Consider the following 15,155-nt stretch of genomic DNA (forward strand, 5'->3'; position numbering starts at 1 on the left):
TGACATGGAAGGTGTCCCGGTCCACTCGTGATACAGCACGCGGCCTAGGTTAGTTGTCCGACTCCGGACGCGCCAGACTCAATCTGAACCCCGCCCCGCCGAAGAGTCATCCGACCAATCAAGTCTCCGCCGTGTCCGCAGCCTGTGTAGCCGTGTCCGCAGGTTGTGTAGCCGTGTCCGCAGGTTGTGTAGCCGTGTCCGCACTTCTCGCACGAGCCCCGACGAGGCGCAACCACGCGGTCAGGTCGGCGACCGCCGTGCCCCGGAAACCCACGTGGCCGTCCGGCCGGACGGCCACCATCCGCCGTCCCGGTCGGCTCGTGAGCCGGTGGACCGACACGGGACAGTCCTCGACCACGGAAGCGCCGACCTCCTCGGCGTCGCGGGCGAGCAGCACGTGAACCCCCGGCCGTGCGGTCAGCCGGTGCAGCCGGGTTCGCATCCCGTCGCAGGTCACGGTCTCGTCGGGCAAACGATCACCCGCCCGTGGTCCCGGCCCGCCGGCCCACCGTTCACTCGACAACGCACTGCCGCGATAGCGCACCCACCCCTGCGACAGCAGCCGGACCACGGGAGCCAGCAGCGTCGGGCGAGTGAGCGACGGAACGACCGGCGCGAGCAACGGCGCCACGGTGCCGCGCAGGAACGCCGGCGCCGGGTGCCCCGCGGCCTCGGCGAAGAACACCAGGTGGGTCAGCGCCAGCACCTGCCGGGCGACCGGGCGCCGCTCCCGCTCGTAGGAGTCGAGCATCGTGTCAGGCTCGTCGGCGTGTGCGGCGAACGGCAGTTTCCAGCCGAGGTTCACCGCGTCGAGAATGCCGGTGTTCATGCCCTGGGCGGCGGCCGGCGAGTGCGTGTGCGCCGCGTCGCCCACGAGGAACACGCGACCGTGCCGGAACGCCGCAGCCAGGCGGTGTTGCAGCCGGACCCGTGCCGACCACGCCACCCGGCCGACGGCGACATCGAATCCGGCGACGTCGAGGAGCTCACGCAACTCCGGCCGCGGCACCGGCTGCCCCGGCTGTCCGAACGGCGCGTCGCCGCCCCGGCTCGGGCGCGTGGCGAGCAGCCGCCAAGGCGCGCCTTCCCCCAGGGCGAACAGGAACACCAACCCGTCCCGGCCCGCCGCGACATGCAGGACGCCGGCATCGAGATCGCTGTCCAGATCGAGGTCCGCGAGCACCACTTCCTCGCGGTAGGCACGACCGCGCCAGTCGATGCCCGTGGCCCGGCGCACGGTGCTGTCCTGACCGTCGCAACCGGCGACGGCACCACACGAGACCGGCTCGGCACCGCCGTCGTCCCGGCGCAGGGTGACGGTGGCCTCGGCGCGGTCCTGCGCGAGTCCGACGGCCGCCACGCCGCGCTCCACCGGCACGCCGCGTTCCTCCAATGCCTCGGCGAGCACCTGTTCGACATCGGCCTGCCGCAGGAGGGTCAGGTGGGGAAACGCGGTGTCGCGCAGGGCCACGTCGGCCAGCGTGGTCGACACGACGCGGCGGCCGAGATGCAGTCGCGCCGATGGGGAGGGATCGCCCCGCCGGAGCAGCCGCTCCACCACGCCGAGCGGGCGCAGGCTCTCCAGCGTGCGCGGATGCACGATCATCGCGCGCGACGGGCGGAACGGTTCGCGCCGACGCTCCACGATCCGGACGCTGGCGCCGTGCGCGCACGCCTGCAACGCAGTGGTCAACCCAGCCGGCCCGGCGCCGACCACGAGCACGTCCGGACGGTCGGTCATGGCGCTTCGACCACCCGCCACCAGGGATGTGTTCCTGCCGCAGTGTCGCGGTCCGGGTCGGCGAGCAGCGTGTCCCGCCGCACGTCGGGCACCACGTGGTAGTCGATCGACCCAGGCTCGCTCACCAGTTCCAGGACCCGCCACAGCGACCGCGCGTAGTACTCCGCCTGCTCCGCGCCGTCCCACTCGTACAGGCCCCGGTAGCGGCCCCGGTCGTCGTGGGCTAGCCACAGTTTGGACACGAACCCGTCGTAGCCGACGAACAGGGGCGTGTTGAGCACGCTCTCCCGTTCGAACACGGCATGTCCCCGCCCCCGGACCCAGCGCAGCCGGAACGTCACCACAAGCACGCAGGGTTCCTTCGGTTCCAACGCCACGGCCGTCTCGCGGTACACGCGCCCGACGGTGCCGTCGGCGAACGTCAGGTACCACCCGACAGTTCCGCGCGGCCACACCACTTGGCGGCGGGCGAGCAACACCAGGCTGCGTGCCATGCATCGTGCGGTGGCCCGCCAAGCGACACTCCTCGGCAGTGGCCCGCTCATGACCACCACGGTCCCCGGCCGAGCCTCGCCGCCGCCAGTGGCGAACGTCCCGCCCCGACCCGCCGTGTCCGCAGCCTGCGTAACCGCTAGATCGGCTCCCCATCGAACACCGTCGCCCACCAGTGCGACTGGAGTTCACCCAGGGTGACCATCCGCCACAACGCCGGGTCGTTCGCCTCGGGAACGGCGACCTCCACGCCGGGACCGTAGAAGCGAAGGCGTTCCTGACACACTCCACACGGGCTCAGCACCCAGAAACCGCGCCCCTGGTCAGCGCGCACCACGCACACCGAAGCCACGACCGGCCTGCCGATCCGATATGCCTCGCACAGCGCACCGACCTCGTGGCAGAGCTCGACCGCCGGATTGACGACCTCCGGGGCGGTGCTCGTGAGGAGAGTGCCATCGTCGAGCGCCATGGCCGCGGCGCCGGCCCAGTCTCGTCCGGGGAAACGGGAGTCGACGAGGTCCGCGGCCGCGGCAACGAGTCTCGTGCCCAGATCCATGACGTGAACCTACGCGAGCGCGTTGAGCGCCACGTCCGTTTTCCGCCGGAAGCCGCGCAGCGCTTCGTGTTCCGATCGCACCCGCCCGAGTGCGCGCACTGCCACGGTCTCCGAGGAGCCTCCCCCATGTCCGAAACAGCCGGTTCCCGACTGTTGCCGCTCCAGTTCGCCGCGCTGTCACTGGCGTGGGGATCGAGTTTCCTGTTCATGAAGGTCGGCCTCGACGGCCTCTCCCCACTTCAGATCGTGACGGCGCGGATGGTTCTGGGCGCGTTCACGCTGGTCACGATTACCGCCGTGCTGCGGGTGTCGTTGCCCCGATCGGCACGCGCGTGGGGGCACATCGGCGTTGTCTCGCTGCTGCTGTGTGTGCTGCCGTTCTCGCTTTTCGCCTGGGCGGGGCAGCACATCAGCTCCGGGCTGTCGAGCATCTACAACGCGACCACGCCGTTGATGACGCTGCTCGTCACGGCCGCGGCGCTGCGCACGGAGCGCCCGCATCGGGGCCAGCTCGCGGGGCTGGCACTCGGCCTGCTCGGGGTGCTGATCGTGCTCGCCCCGTGGCAGCTCACGGAGAAGCCGACAGTGGGCAGTGTCGCGGGCCAGCTCGCGTGCCTGGCCGCCACCGCGAGTTACGGGGCCGCGTTCGTCTACCTCCGCCGCCACGTGTCGCCACTCGGCCTCCCCGCTGCGGCGGTCGCCACGGTTCAGGTCGGTCTCGGCGCGGCGGCACTGCTGGTGACGGTGCCGTTCCTCGACGCTCAACCGGTGTCCCTGACCCCGACGGTCATCGCGAGCATGGTCGGGCTCGGCGCCTTCGGAACGGGGGCCGCCTACATCTGGAACACCAATCTCGTCGCGGGCTGGGGCGCCACGGCGGCATCGGGCGTCACCTACCTGACCCCGGTGGTCGGAGTCGCCCTCGGCGCCGTGGTGCTGGGCGAGATCGTGACCTGGAACCAGCCGGTCGGCGCCGCGCTCGTGATCGCGGGAATCGTGCTCAGTCGTCGGTAGCCCGGCACGCGGTCGAGCCGCCTCAGGCGTGCTGCGCGAGCTGGATCAGGTTGCCGCAGGTGTCGTCGAGCACCGCGGTGACGACGGGGCCCATCTCCAGCGGCTCCTGGGTGAAGGTCACGCCGAGGTCGCGCAGCCTGCGGTACTCGGCGTGCAGGTCGTCCACGGCGAACGACGTGGCCGGGATGCCGTCGGCGACCAGCGCCTCCTTGTACGGCCGCACGGCGGGGTGGCCGTCGGGCTCCAACAGCAGTTCGGTGCCGTCCGGGTCGTCGGGCGAGACCACGGTGAGCCAGCGGTCCGTGCCCATCGGGATGTCGTTCTTCGTCACGAAGCCGAGTACCTCGGTGTAGAAGCGCTGGGCCTTGTCCTGGTCGTCGACGAAGACACTGGACAGATGGATTCTCATGGCGATTCCTCGGGGTGGTCCGGCCTGAGCCAGCGTGTGAGGGCGCGCTCAAGCGGTTCGGTGTTCAGGTCGTGGAACTTGTAGCGGCCCTGCCGCCTTGGCCGGACGAGATCCGCCGCCTCCAACACGGCGAGGTGCTGGCTGATCGCCTGCCGGGTCAGGTTCAGTTCGTGCTTGGTGACCAGCCGGGTGCAGAGCTCGAACAGGGACTGGCCGTCGCGGTCCACCAGTTCGTCGAGGATGCGACGACGGGTGGAGTCGGCCAGGGCTTTGAAGACGTCGTCCGCCACGTTCCCAGCATAGGCAAGCAGGCACTTGCCCATCAACCGAGACCCGAACTGGACGCCCACACACAGCAAAACAGCCCGCCTCGCGAACGAGACGGGCTGTTTGTGCAGCTCACGAGCGTGGCCAGGGCCGGGATCGAACCGGCGACCTTCCGCTTTTCAGGCGGACGCTCGTACCAACTGAGCTACCTGGCCAGAACGCCGGTGTAGCACCGGAACGCCGTGGCGACCCTGACGGGACTCGAACCCGCGACCTTCGCCGTGACAGGGCGACGCGCTAACCAACTGCGCCACAGGGCCTTGATTTCTTCAGTTGTAGTACTCCCAACGGGATTCGAACCCGCGTTGCCGCCTTGAAAGGGCGGAGTCCTAGGCCGCTGGACGATGGGAGCCCAGTCGGTTTCGGAGTAGTCCGATCGACCGTGCTCTCAGGTCCCCCTGGGAGCGAGACCTAGTCTACGACACCCCGGAACCCCCCTTCCACGGGGGGTCACTTAGCCCCGCGGACCGTCACCGACCAGGCACGATCTCACCGGGCCCCACGAAACCGGCGGGGTGGGCACAGCGGCACCGTTCGCACACCCGCGGCGGACCGCGACCACAACCGCGACGGCGTTATGAAAGTCCTCCTGCGTTGTTCACGAAAGCGAAAGACCTTCCGGTGATGCGGTGCCGTAGACGGCAATCGATTGCTCGACACCCGGAGCGAGCAGTATTTTGACGGCGGGTTGCCCAGGTGCACGACCAGGGGGTGTGCATCTGGGCACCTCGTCTCTCGGATCACTGCTGCACCGGGCTGTGCCCACTGTCGTCGGGCGTCAACCCGAGCATGTCCAGCAGTTGAGCGCAGTCCTCCGCCCCGGTCGCGCCGTGGGCGACGGCGAGGCGCGCCCGGCGCACCTGGTCGTCGGACACGCGCGGAGCGTCATGACCGGCTCGCTGCGCGGGCACACCCGCGTACCCGGCTCCGTGGCCCTCTCCCTCGTAACGAAGGAGAAACTGCCGCACCTCGACCGATCCGCTCATGACTCCTCCAAGGGCTCGACTTGTGTGGCCGCGAGGCTAGCGACCACGCCGAAACACCCGCAGCCCCCCGGAGAGTGAACTCGACATCACGGAGCGTGCGCGCTCCACCCGGCCGAGCGGCTGCGACGATGAACGTTGCACGACAACCGGGTAACGACACGGGGGGCCTTTTTCGTTCCAGCACTCGCGATCGTGCTGCCTGTCGTGTAAGAATCGACGTGCTGACACACCCCCGGTCAGCGCCTGTGGAGATCCCCTCCGGCCCCCGCGTTCCTCCCCCTGGCGCGGGGGCCTCTCCATGTCCGCACTCCGCCACGGGCTATGGCGCGGAGCACAGGTGACTGACCGCCGAGACAGAACCGTTATCGTGTGGGCGTGCCTCTTCCCTCATTCGGACGCAGCCGAAACACCGGCGGAAAGACCGAGAGCCCGCCACGCCGTGGTGGGCGCTCCGCTCCGCCCTCCGCCGAGACGGGCGGCGACGATCCGGAGCTGTCCAGCTACCTCGCGGCACTCGCTCCCGAGCGCGACGTCGAGAGCACCGGCTCGGGGCGGCGGTTCGGCGAGGCGCAGGTCTACCAGTTGCGGCTGAGCCTCGCGGCCGGGCAGCAGCTCAAGGAGCTGGCTTCCGAACTCGGGACGTCGCCGCAGGCGCTCGCGCAGGAGTGGATTCTCGACCGGCTCGCGGGCGAGTACGGCACCCCAATGGGCGCGCGTGCCCCCTCCGGCGACCGGAGCGCCGACGAGCCCGCCACCGACGAGCTGTATCTCGACCAGCACCAGTGGCCGGGGGAGCCCGAACCCGGCCGCTACCGCTGACGACCCAGACCCCAGACACAACGAGCCCCGGTGCGGATCGACCGCACCGGGGCTCGTTCGTGTCAGAGAGGCGTTGTCAGAGAGCGCGCACCCTCTGTGCCTGAGGACCCTTCTGGCCCTGTCCGACCTCGAACTCCACCCGCTGGTTCTCCTCCAGCGTGCGGAAACCGCGGCCTTCGATCTCCGAGTAGTGGACGAACACGTCGCCCTCGCCACCGTCCTGGGCGATGAACCCGAAGCCCTTCTCGGCGTTGAACCACTTCACAGTGCCTTGCGCCACCGTTGTACTCCTCGTTGCTGTTCCGCATGGACGCCGCCGGAGCGACGCCCCGGCCGTCCCGGGCGGTTCCAACACAACGAGCACGTCAGCACGTGGCCCACGGGCTCGCGTCAGAAGTTCCGCGAGTGTGAAGCCACGAACACGCAAAACGACGGCCACCCCGAAGCCTACCGGCATTCGGCGGTTTGCGAACCCCCTGAGCGCCGGTTTGGCCCATCCGGGCGGATCATGCTCGAAAGGGTTGCGCACGGCGCGGTCATCACGATCACACCCTCGGTGACTCCTGGACTGTCAGCTCACATCCGTCTCCAGGAGGGAACACGGAGCGGATTCACCAACGTCACTACAACGGGTGAACTGACTCGAAGGTGTGAGTGTGATCACCTTTTATGGGGGGCAACGAACACTCATCCCACGACGTCAGTCAGATACGCGGGGAGAAGGGGCATGATCTTGAGGGTTTCGACACCGGCCGCCGGCAGAAGACCGGCCGTCCTTGTGGCCGCCGTCCTGGCGGCTCTGCTGGGCCTGACCGCCTGTACCGGCTCGGGAGGCGGCGGGCAGACCGCCCAGGGCGAGACAGCCCCGCCCGGACAGTCCGCGAAGGTCGCCCTCGAACCGGCCGAGGGTGCCGGAGACATCGCTCCACGCGACCCGGTGTCGGTGACGGTCTCGGACGGCACCATCGCCGAGATCGCACTGACCAACCCGGAAGGTGAGCAGGTCGAGGGCGAACTGTCCGAGGACCGTAGCTCGTGGACGATCGGCGAACCGCTGGGATACGGCAAGACCTACACGTGGTCCGGCAGCGCCGAAGGCACGGACGGCACGACGGTGCCCATCGAGGGCACGTTCACCACGGTGACGCCCTCGGCCACCAGCGGGGTGAAGTCGAACGTCGGTGACGACAACACCTACGGCGTCGCGATGCCCATCGCGCTGACCTTCGACGCGCCCGTGGAGGACCGGGCCGCCGTCGAGAAGGCGCTGCACGTCGAGACCGACCCGGAGATCGAGGGCTCGTGGGCCTGGCTGGACCAGGGCCGGGCCGTGCATTGGCGGCCCAAGGAGTACTGGCGGCCCCACACCGAGGTCAGCGTGCGGGCCGAGCTCTACGGCGTTCACCTCGGCGGCGGCGTCTACGGCGACAACGACCTCACTGTGGCCTTCTCCATCGGCCGGGAGCAGATCGTGCGGGCCGACACGCAGGAGCACCGGATGGCGGTGTACCGCGACGGCGAGCAGGTCGGCGACTACCCCGCCAGCTTCGGGCTGGAGTCCGACCCGGGCCGCGTCACCCGCAGCGGCATTCACGTGGTGATGAGCAAGCACCCGACCTACTTCATGAACAATCCCGGCTACGGCTACGAGGACTTCGAGGTGCAGTGGGCGGTCCGCATCTCGAACAACGGCGAGTTCACGCACTCCGCGCCGTGGTCGGTGGCCGATCAGGGCAACCGCAACGTCTCGCACGGGTGCATCAACCTAGCCCCCGCGGATGCCAAGGCGTACTTCGACAGCGCGTTGCAGGGCGATCCCGTGGAGATCACCGGCAGCTCCGAGCCGTTGCAGCCCCGGGACGGCCTCTACCACGACTGGATCTACTCCTGGGAGGAGTGGCGGTCCATGTCGGCACTCGACGGCTGAACAGCTCACGCGACGGTGTGGCGGGCACCGCTTTCGCCGCCGCCACACCGTCGTGGCACCGAAGCGGCGGCTAGCGTGGCCCTCGTGAGCGACACCGCACAGAACTGGCCTCCGGTCGAGGTGCAGGACCCGAAACCGCATCCCGACGCCCCGGCCAAGGGAACCACGCTGGGCGTGCACTACAGCCACTGTTTCGGCTGCGGTGACGAGGTGGACGCCGGCCTGCGCATCCGGTCGACGGTCGACGACGACACGGTCGTGGTCTCGACGTTCACCGTGTCCCCGGAACACCAGGGTGCCCCCGGGCTCGCGCACGGCGGACTGCTGTCGGCCGCGTTCGACGAGGCACTGGGCTCGACCGTGGGCAACCTGCTCCGGGTCCCGGCGGTGACGGGCAGACTCGAGACCGACTTCCGCAGCCCGGTGCCGGTGGGCTCCACCCTCTACATCGTCGCGAAGCTCGACGGCGTCGCGGGGCGCAAGATCTACGTCAGCGCCGACGGCAGGCTCGACGCCGAGGACGGGCCGGTCGCCGTGCAGGCCCGCGCGCTGTTCGTCACCGTCGGGGTCGAACACTTCCTGGAGCACGGAGACGCCCAGCAGCTGCGTGAGCTCGGTGAGCGCCACGCGGACTGGGACATCAATCCCTGATGTTCTTCACCGTCCTCAGCGTCCTCATCGCGATCGTTCACCTCTACCTCTGGAAGCGGCTGATCGCGGACACGACGCGACCGGGGACCACCGCCCGCAGGCTGGGCACCGTCGCGCTCGTGCTGTGCGTGGCGCTGATGATGGCGGCGCTGTCGTTGGGCACCAGCGTGCATCCCGACCTCGCGCGCTGGTTCGCGTGGCCCGGATACGTGTGGCTGGCCGTCTTCTTCTACCTGCTGCTGATCCTGCTGGTGCTGGAGCTGCCCCGACTGGCGCTGCGGCGCTGGGTGCGGGGTGGCCCCGCCAACGCCAACGGCGAGGACGCCCAGCGTTCACCCACCGAGGTGTCCCGCCGGTTCGCGCTGGCGCGCGGTTCGGCACTGTTCGCCGGGGTCGTCTCGGCGGGGCTGGTGGGGTACGGGGTCAGCGTGGCGCTGGGCCCGCCCACGGTGACGCGGGTGCCGCTGGCGCTGCGTCGCCTGGACCCGCGCGTCGAGGGCTGCCGGATCGCCCTGCTGAGCGACCTCCACCTCGGCCCGATCGTCGGCCGGTCGTTCACCCAGCGCATCGTCGATCTCGTCAACGCGGAGGACGTCGACGTCGTCGCCATCGCGGGTGACCTCGTGGACGGTGACGTGGCCGACCTCGCCGACGCGGCGGCGCCGCTCGCACAGCTGCGCAGCACGCACGGCACCTTCTTCGTGACGGGGAACCACGAGTACTACGTGGGCTACGAGCAGTGGATCGAGTACGTGCCGACGCTGGGGATCCGGCCGCTGCGCAACGAGCGCGTGGAGATCACCCACAACGGTGGTGTGTTCGACCTCGCCGGCATCAACGACGCCACGGGTTACCAGTGGCAGGACCCTGGCGACGTCGGCAGGGCGCTCGCGGGCCGCGACCCCGCGCGGGCCGTGGTCCTGCTCGCCCACCAGCCCGTGGACTTCGACGACGCGGTGGACCACGACGTCGACCTGCTGCTGGCCGGGCACACGCACGGTGGGCAACTCTCGCCGTTCGAGCTGGCTGTCACGCTCCAGCAGGGTGCGGTGGCGGGACGGTACGAGCGCGGCGACACCACGATGTACGTGACGCGCGGTGCCGGGTTCTGGGGCCCGCCCGTTCGGGTGGGCGCGCCCCCGGACATCACGATCGTCGAGCTGCGCCGTGGTTGAGGGCGCCGGTCACGTCAGGGTGCGGGGCCGGACCGCGTTGGCCCGGTCCACCAGCGCGATCCGGGCCGTCGCGTCGCCGGCCAACCGCGCGAGGGTGCGGTAGCAGCGTTCCAGCCCGAAGCGCAGGTCCCGTTCGGTGAGCGCACAGCCGAGGATCGTCGCGCCGGGGCCTGCCTGCCCGCCCTCGCGAATCCAGTCGAAGCCCGCTTCGAGCACCTCCGCCGTCAGGCGCGTCCTGCGCTCGACGTCGAGTGACAGGCGGTCGAGCTGCTGCGCCGCCCGCACGAGATCCGCCTCGCTGAGCTGCCCCTCGACGAACCTCGTCTTGATCTTGATGGCGGCGACCTGCGCGGCGACATGGTGGGTGGACGCCTGCGGCACCGACTCCAGCACCTCGATCGCGCTCTGCCTGCCACCCTGAGCGAGATAGACGCGGGCGAGTCCGAACGCGGCACTGACGTACGAGCGATCGGTACGCCACACCAGCTCGTACAGGCGAGCGGCCTTGAAGTAGTCGCCGACCGCCTCCGCGCTCACCGCGAGCGCGAGCTTGGGAGCGATCTCCCCCGGCAGCTCGTCGTACACGGCGTCGAACGCCACGTGCGCGACCCTGGCGCGCCCACCCGCGAGCTCGATGAGCCCCTTGTACCAGTCCACTCGCCAGTCGTGCGGGAAACCCGACTTGATGGCCAGGTACTGCGCGGCCTGGAGCTGCCGGTGGGCCTCGGCCAGCTCGCCCAGCTCGATTCTGGCCCTGACGATGCGCAGGCGGACCTCGATCGACTCGCGCGGCGCGTTGACCAGCGCGGTGATCGCGGTCTGCGGTCCCGCCGACAGCAACGTGGCGAGCACGCCCGCACCGGGGTCGTCGGTGTCGACCTGCGGGATCGGCAACCCGGCCACGACGTCGTGGGGCTCGGGCAGCGGCACCCGCCCACCGCGTTCGGGCACCACGAGGTCGACGCCGAACGTGTTGGTCTCCGGCCCGAACACCGTGGACGCGCCCGGCCTCGCCTTGCCCGTACCGAGCGCCATGATCTCGCGCAGTACCCCGGTGAGCTGGTCGGCCATGTCCTCGGCGGACACGAACCTGCGGTCGGGGTCGGCGTGGGTGGAGCGGCGCAGGAACCGGTAGTAGCTGTCGAACAGCTGGAACAGCGGAACCTCGTCCCTGCCGGGCAGGGTCGTCTTGTACTTGCTGGTGTAACCGCTGAACTCGAAGCTCAGCACCGCAAGGGTGCGTCCGACGGTGAACAGGTCCGACGCCACCGAGGCACCCTGGGTGGGCAGTTCGGGGGCGCTGTACCCGCTGGTGAAGAACAGCGGGCTCTCGTAGTCGTCGAGCCGCCGCACCGCGCCGAGGTCGATGAGCTTGAGCTGCTCGTGCGTCTGGATGACGTTGTCGGGCTTGAGATCGCAGTACAGCAGGTTCTGGTTGTGCAGGTAACCCAGCGCGGGCAGGATTTCGAGGCCGTAGGCGATGACCTGCCCGATCGGCAGTGGTTCGGCCCGCCCGCTGGCCCGGTGGTGTTCCAGCGCGAGCTGGCGCAGCGACTGCCCGCCCACGTACTCCATGACGATGTAGCCGACGGCGTTGCCGGTGTCGGGGTCGGGGTGCTGCACGAAGTTGTAGATCTTGACGATGTTCGGGTGCTCGACCTCGGCGAGGAACTTCGTCTCGTTCACCGCCGCCGCGACGGCGGTGGCGTCACCGGTGTTGATCAGTCCCTTGAGGACGACCCAGCGTCCGCTGACGTTGTGGTCCTTGGCGAGGTAGATCCAGCCGAGCCCGCCGTAGGCCAGCGCGCCCAGGACCTCGTACTGCCCGCCAACAACCTCGTGTGCCCGCAGCTTCGGCACGAACGAGTAGGGCGTTCCGCACTCGCCGCACCGGCCCTCCGGCGTGCCCGGCGTGCCGTCGCGACCCCGTCCGACCTTCGCCTTGCAGTTCGAGCAGTACCGCTTGTCCTCGGAGACGACGGGATCGGTGAGCACGGCCTCGGCCGGATCGCGGTAGGGCACCTGCGGCACGTCGACCAGACCCGCGCCGAGCCGTCCCCGCCGGGAGCGGCGCGAGGACGTGCGCCGGGGCCTGCCGGGATAGCTGCCGGTGCCGGTGCCGGTGCCCGTGCCCGTGCCACTGCCGGTTCCCGTCCCGGTCCCGCTTCCCCTGCCGGTGCCGGAGATGGGGCCGCTGGTGCTCTGTGGCAGCACGCTCTCGGTGCCCGGGTCCGGCAGCGTTCCGGGCGCGCTCGACTCGGGCGGTGGAGCGGGTGGGGCGATGAACGTCGTGGCCGGGGCCTTGCCTGCCAGCACGCTGGTGGGCTGTGGTTCCGCCGGCCCCGGCGGCCCGGCCGCTCCCGCCTGCCATGCCGGGCGCACCACCTGGGTACTGGGAGCCACCGGGTGCTGTGAGTGCTGTGGCTGCTGCGCGGGTGGCTGCTGCGGCGGCGCGGGAGCACCCTCGTCGGGACGGCGAGGCTCATCCGACACTGCTACCTCCGAAGGGTCTCACCGGTACTCGGGCTCGGGTGGGGAGGCGGGACCGAGGTCCTCGCGCAACCAGCGGTCGTAACTGTCCTGCCACGCCCCGCCCCGGACGTCGGCGAGCACGGAGTTCACGAACCGCACCATGTCCTCGTTGTCCTTCGGGATACCGATCCCGTAGTACTCGTCGGTGAACCGGTCACCGACGATCTTCGTTCCGGTGCGGTCCTGCGCCCGCAGCCCCGCCAGGATCGTGTCGTCGGTGGACACCGCGGCGACCTGGCCCTGCTGGAGCAGGACGAGGCAGTCCGACCAGTCGTTCACGGCCACCGGCACGGGCCGGGGCTCGGCGGCGGCGATGTTGCGAAGCGAGGTCGAGTCCTTCGCGGCGCACACGCGCTTGCCGCCGAGGTCGGACAGTTCGCGGACCGTGGAGTCGGCTCCCACCAGGACGCGCTGCCCCGCCACGTAGTAGACCGACGAGAAGTTGATGTCCCCCAGCCGCTCACAGGTGACCGAGAACGTCCGCGCGACCACGTCGACCTCGCCGTTGCGCAGCGCCTCGATCCGTTGCGCCGAGGAGATGGCCCGGAACCGGACGGCCTCCGGATCACCGAACAACGCCCTGGCGATCTCCCGGACCATGTCGATGTCGAAGCCGTTCAGCCTGCCGGTCTCCGGGTCGGAGAATCCGAACAGGAACGTGTTCTGGTCGACCCCGGCCACGAGGTGACCGCGCTCCTGGATCTCGGCCATCGTCGAGCCCGACGGGATCGAGGAGTCCGGCGCGAGGCTGGCGGTGGGATCACAGCTGTCGTCCGTGCTGCCACCGGCGTCCAGCCGAGGGTCGATCTCGGTTCCCGCGGGCAGCGGCCGCTGGGCCGAGTCCACGGGCGCCGGGTCGACGGGACGTGTCCCCGCCGCACACCCCGCGACGCTCAGTGTCAGCACGCAGACCAGTGCCAGCCCGCGCGTTCCGGTCCTCGTTCGGGTCTTCATCAGCGATACTCCCGCAGACGCTCGCGAATACCCAGTGTGGCGCCGAGTGCGGCGATCACCGACAGCAGCGCGAAACCGGGCGCCAGCAGGGTCAGCGCGCCGGACGCGGCGGTGGTGTCGTCCACGAAGTGCTGCCGCGACGCGCCGATCACCGCGGCCAGCTCGCCGTCGAGCCGCGCGAACGCGGTGGCCGGGCTCTGCTCGTCCTTGTCGTCGATCGCGAGCAACACGGCCTGCCGGTGGTTGCCCCCGGTGTCCAGTTGCCTGACCCGGTCGTGGGCCTGCCCCCAGGCCACGGCGTGCTCGGTGGCGGACCGCAGCGCGGAAGCCGTGGTCCCTTCCGCCGAAGCCACCGCATCGCCGAGGAGCCCGCCTCGACCGTCCTGGCCGGCGAAGCGGCTGTGCTGCTCGGTGAAGCCCTGGTCGTAGTCCCGGCCGCCGCCTCCCCTCGCCACGAGGGTGAGTGTCTCGTCGGCCCTGGCCTGCAACGCGGCGATGCGGGCCTCGACCAGCCGGTCCGCCTGCTCCGTCCCGTGCTCACGACCGCTGCCGACGAGCACGCCCTGAACGACGAGCGCGACCGCGGTCCACAGCACGAGCAAGCCCACCGCCGCCGACGACACCAGCAGGCCGACGTTGAAGACGCGGTTCGTCATGCGTCGCAGGTGGAGCTGGGTCCAGACCAGGGCGGCGATGAGCCCGGCCAACAGGATCGCGACGAACCACGGGAAGCCGGTGACGTCGTCCTGGTCGTCGGCCAGTGCGCCCGCGTTGACCTCGTAGAGCTGTTCGGCAGCGGGAAGGATGCTGCTGCGCAGCAGCTCCGACGCCTCCCGCAGGTAGGCCGCTCCCACGGGGAAACCCTGCCGGTCGTTGGCCTGTGCCGTGGCGATCAGCCCGGTGTAGACGGGCAACTGGCGGCTGATGACGTCGATCTGCTCGGCTGCCTCCGGGCTGCCCGACGAGTCCGAGGCCGCCTTCCCCAGCGCCGCACCCGCCTTGGCGATGTCGCTCGCGTAGCGGTCGCGCAACGCGGCGGGCTCGGTACCCGGGATGAGAAACACCGTGGCGGCCGTCGCGTCGGCGTCCGACAGCGAACGGTAGACCTCCTGCGCGGCGGCGGCGAGCGGTTCGCGATGCTCGACGAGCGTGTCGGTGCCGTCGCCGCGGTCCTGCGTCGACAACGTTCCCACGAGGCCCGTGAGCAGGGACAGCACCACCAGGCCCGCGCCGATGAACGACAGGCGGCCCGGGGTGGTGGCCGCCGAGCGCGCCAGGCTGCGCACCAGCTCGGTCGGCAGGTCGAGCAACCCGGCCAGGCCCGACCGCGACCCCTTGGGCTGCTCTGGCGGTTCCGAGCCGGCGGGCGCCGCGGGCGCCGGGGGCCCGGGGCGCGGCACAGTGCTCGTCATCGCGATCCTCCACCCAGTCTCGGCACGCGCATGACCGTATCCGAGACGACCGGGCCACGAGTGCGGAGTCCGCGAAGAGCACGCGGATCGTGCCGGGGCTGTGATTTGACGATTTGACGATTCGACGATTCGGCGCGGCACGGCGGCGAAGGAGTCC

General features: G+C 70.3%; 15 protein-coding genes and 3 tRNA genes. 5 read left to right on the plus strand and 13 right to left on the minus strand.

Annotation, left to right across the window (positions count from 1 at the left end):
- Nucleotides 1-118 precede the first annotated feature (118 nt).
- The 3 genes from FFT09_RS06720 to FFT09_RS06730 form a co-directional block, all read right to left on the minus strand.
- Nucleotides 119-1,741, minus strand: coding sequence for an FAD-dependent monooxygenase (locus FFT09_RS06720; protein WP_138382163.1), 1,623 nt, complete (start codon nucleotides 1,739-1,741; stop codon nucleotides 119-121).
- Nucleotides 1,738-2,235, minus strand: a complete 498-nt coding sequence (locus tag FFT09_RS06725; RefSeq protein WP_244231262.1) for a hypothetical protein — start codon at nucleotides 2,233-2,235, stop codon at nucleotides 1,738-1,740. Before FFT09_RS06725 ends, FFT09_RS06720 begins: the two co-directional genes overlap by 4 nt.
- Before the next feature lie 137 nt (nucleotides 2,236-2,372).
- The gene (locus tag FFT09_RS06730) at nucleotides 2,373-2,792 is read right to left on the minus strand and encodes a cytidine deaminase (RefSeq protein ID WP_138382165.1); all 420 of its coding nucleotides are present in this window, start codon (nucleotides 2,790-2,792) and stop codon (nucleotides 2,373-2,375) included.
- A 126-nt stretch (nucleotides 2,793-2,918) separates the two neighbouring features.
- On the opposite strand from FFT09_RS06730, the gene FFT09_RS06735 reads away from it, so the two are divergent.
- Entirely contained in the window at nucleotides 2,919-3,806 is an 888-nt protein-coding gene (locus FFT09_RS06735) for a DMT family transporter (protein ID WP_138382166.1), read from the plus strand.
- A 22-nt stretch (nucleotides 3,807-3,828) separates the two neighbouring features.
- Here the strand turns inward: FFT09_RS06735 and FFT09_RS06740 are convergent, their stop codons facing one another.
- The 6 genes from FFT09_RS06740 to FFT09_RS06765 form a co-directional block, all read right to left on the minus strand.
- Nucleotides 3,829-4,215: a VOC family protein gene (locus FFT09_RS06740; RefSeq protein WP_138382167.1), complete on the minus strand. Its 387-nt coding sequence runs from the start codon at nucleotides 4,213-4,215 to the stop codon at nucleotides 3,829-3,831.
- Entirely contained in the window at nucleotides 4,212-4,505 is a 294-nt protein-coding gene (locus FFT09_RS06745; protein ID WP_081192024.1) for an ArsR/SmtB family transcription factor, read from the minus strand. Before FFT09_RS06745 ends, FFT09_RS06740 begins: the two co-directional genes overlap by 4 nt.
- Before the next feature lie 118 nt (nucleotides 4,506-4,623).
- A tRNA-Phe gene (locus tag FFT09_RS06750) sits at nucleotides 4,624-4,697 on the minus strand.
- A gap of 28 nt (nucleotides 4,698-4,725) precedes the next feature.
- Nucleotides 4,726-4,802: transfer RNA gene (locus FFT09_RS06755), tRNA-Asp, on the minus strand.
- Nucleotides 4,803-4,821: 19 nt separating this feature from the next.
- Nucleotides 4,822-4,894 (minus strand) — tRNA-Glu (locus FFT09_RS06760).
- A 388-nt stretch (nucleotides 4,895-5,282) separates the two neighbouring features.
- The gene (locus FFT09_RS06765) at nucleotides 5,283-5,528 is read right to left on the minus strand and encodes a hypothetical protein (RefSeq protein WP_024875558.1); all 246 of its coding nucleotides are present in this window, start codon (nucleotides 5,526-5,528) and stop codon (nucleotides 5,283-5,285) included.
- A 369-nt stretch (nucleotides 5,529-5,897) separates the two neighbouring features.
- Between FFT09_RS06765 and FFT09_RS06770 the strand changes: the two genes are divergently transcribed.
- Nucleotides 5,898-6,347, plus strand: coding sequence for a hypothetical protein (locus tag FFT09_RS06770; protein ID WP_024875559.1), 450 nt, complete (start codon nucleotides 5,898-5,900; stop codon nucleotides 6,345-6,347).
- A gap of 76 nt (nucleotides 6,348-6,423) precedes the next feature.
- On the opposite strand, the gene FFT09_RS06775 is transcribed toward FFT09_RS06770, so the two are convergent.
- Complete coding sequence (locus FFT09_RS06775) at nucleotides 6,424-6,627, minus strand: cold-shock protein (protein WP_005441988.1); 204 nt, start codon at nucleotides 6,625-6,627, stop codon at nucleotides 6,424-6,426.
- Between the two features lie 447 nt (nucleotides 6,628-7,074).
- Between FFT09_RS06775 and FFT09_RS06780 the strand changes: the two genes are divergently transcribed.
- From FFT09_RS06780 to FFT09_RS06790, 3 genes are all read left to right on the plus strand, one after another.
- On the plus strand, nucleotides 7,075-8,274 hold the full coding sequence (locus tag FFT09_RS06780; protein ID WP_138382168.1) for a L,D-transpeptidase: 1,200 nt from the start codon (nucleotides 7,075-7,077) through the stop codon (nucleotides 8,272-8,274).
- Between the two features lie 84 nt (nucleotides 8,275-8,358).
- Complete coding sequence (locus FFT09_RS06785; protein WP_081192028.1) at nucleotides 8,359-8,925, plus strand: PaaI family thioesterase; 567 nt, start codon at nucleotides 8,359-8,361, stop codon at nucleotides 8,923-8,925.
- Nucleotides 8,925-10,100, plus strand: a complete 1,176-nt coding sequence (locus FFT09_RS06790; protein WP_138382169.1) for a metallophosphoesterase — start codon at nucleotides 8,925-8,927, stop codon at nucleotides 10,098-10,100. Before FFT09_RS06785 ends, FFT09_RS06790 begins: the two co-directional genes overlap by 1 nt.
- A 9-nt stretch (nucleotides 10,101-10,109) precedes the next feature.
- On the opposite strand, the gene FFT09_RS06795 is transcribed toward FFT09_RS06790, so the two are convergent.
- From FFT09_RS06795 to FFT09_RS06805, 3 genes are read right to left on the minus strand one after another with little or no spacing between them, the layout of a single operon-like run.
- Entirely contained in the window at nucleotides 10,110-12,593 is a 2,484-nt protein-coding gene (locus tag FFT09_RS06795) for a serine/threonine-protein kinase (RefSeq protein ID WP_138382170.1), read from the minus strand.
- Nucleotides 12,594-12,611: 18 nt separating this feature from the next.
- Entirely contained in the window at nucleotides 12,612-13,586 is a 975-nt protein-coding gene (locus FFT09_RS06800) for a glutamate ABC transporter substrate-binding protein (RefSeq protein ID WP_081192031.1), read from the minus strand.
- Complete coding sequence (locus tag FFT09_RS06805; protein WP_138382171.1) at nucleotides 13,586-14,998, minus strand: hypothetical protein; 1,413 nt, start codon at nucleotides 14,996-14,998, stop codon at nucleotides 13,586-13,588. The genes FFT09_RS06800 and FFT09_RS06805 overlap by 1 nt, the downstream gene beginning before the upstream one ends.
- Nucleotides 14,999-15,155 lie beyond the last annotated feature (157 nt).

The organism is Saccharomonospora piscinae (assembly GCF_005862235.1).
Taxonomy (GTDB): Bacteria; Actinomycetota; Actinomycetes; order Mycobacteriales; family Pseudonocardiaceae; genus Saccharomonospora; species Saccharomonospora piscinae.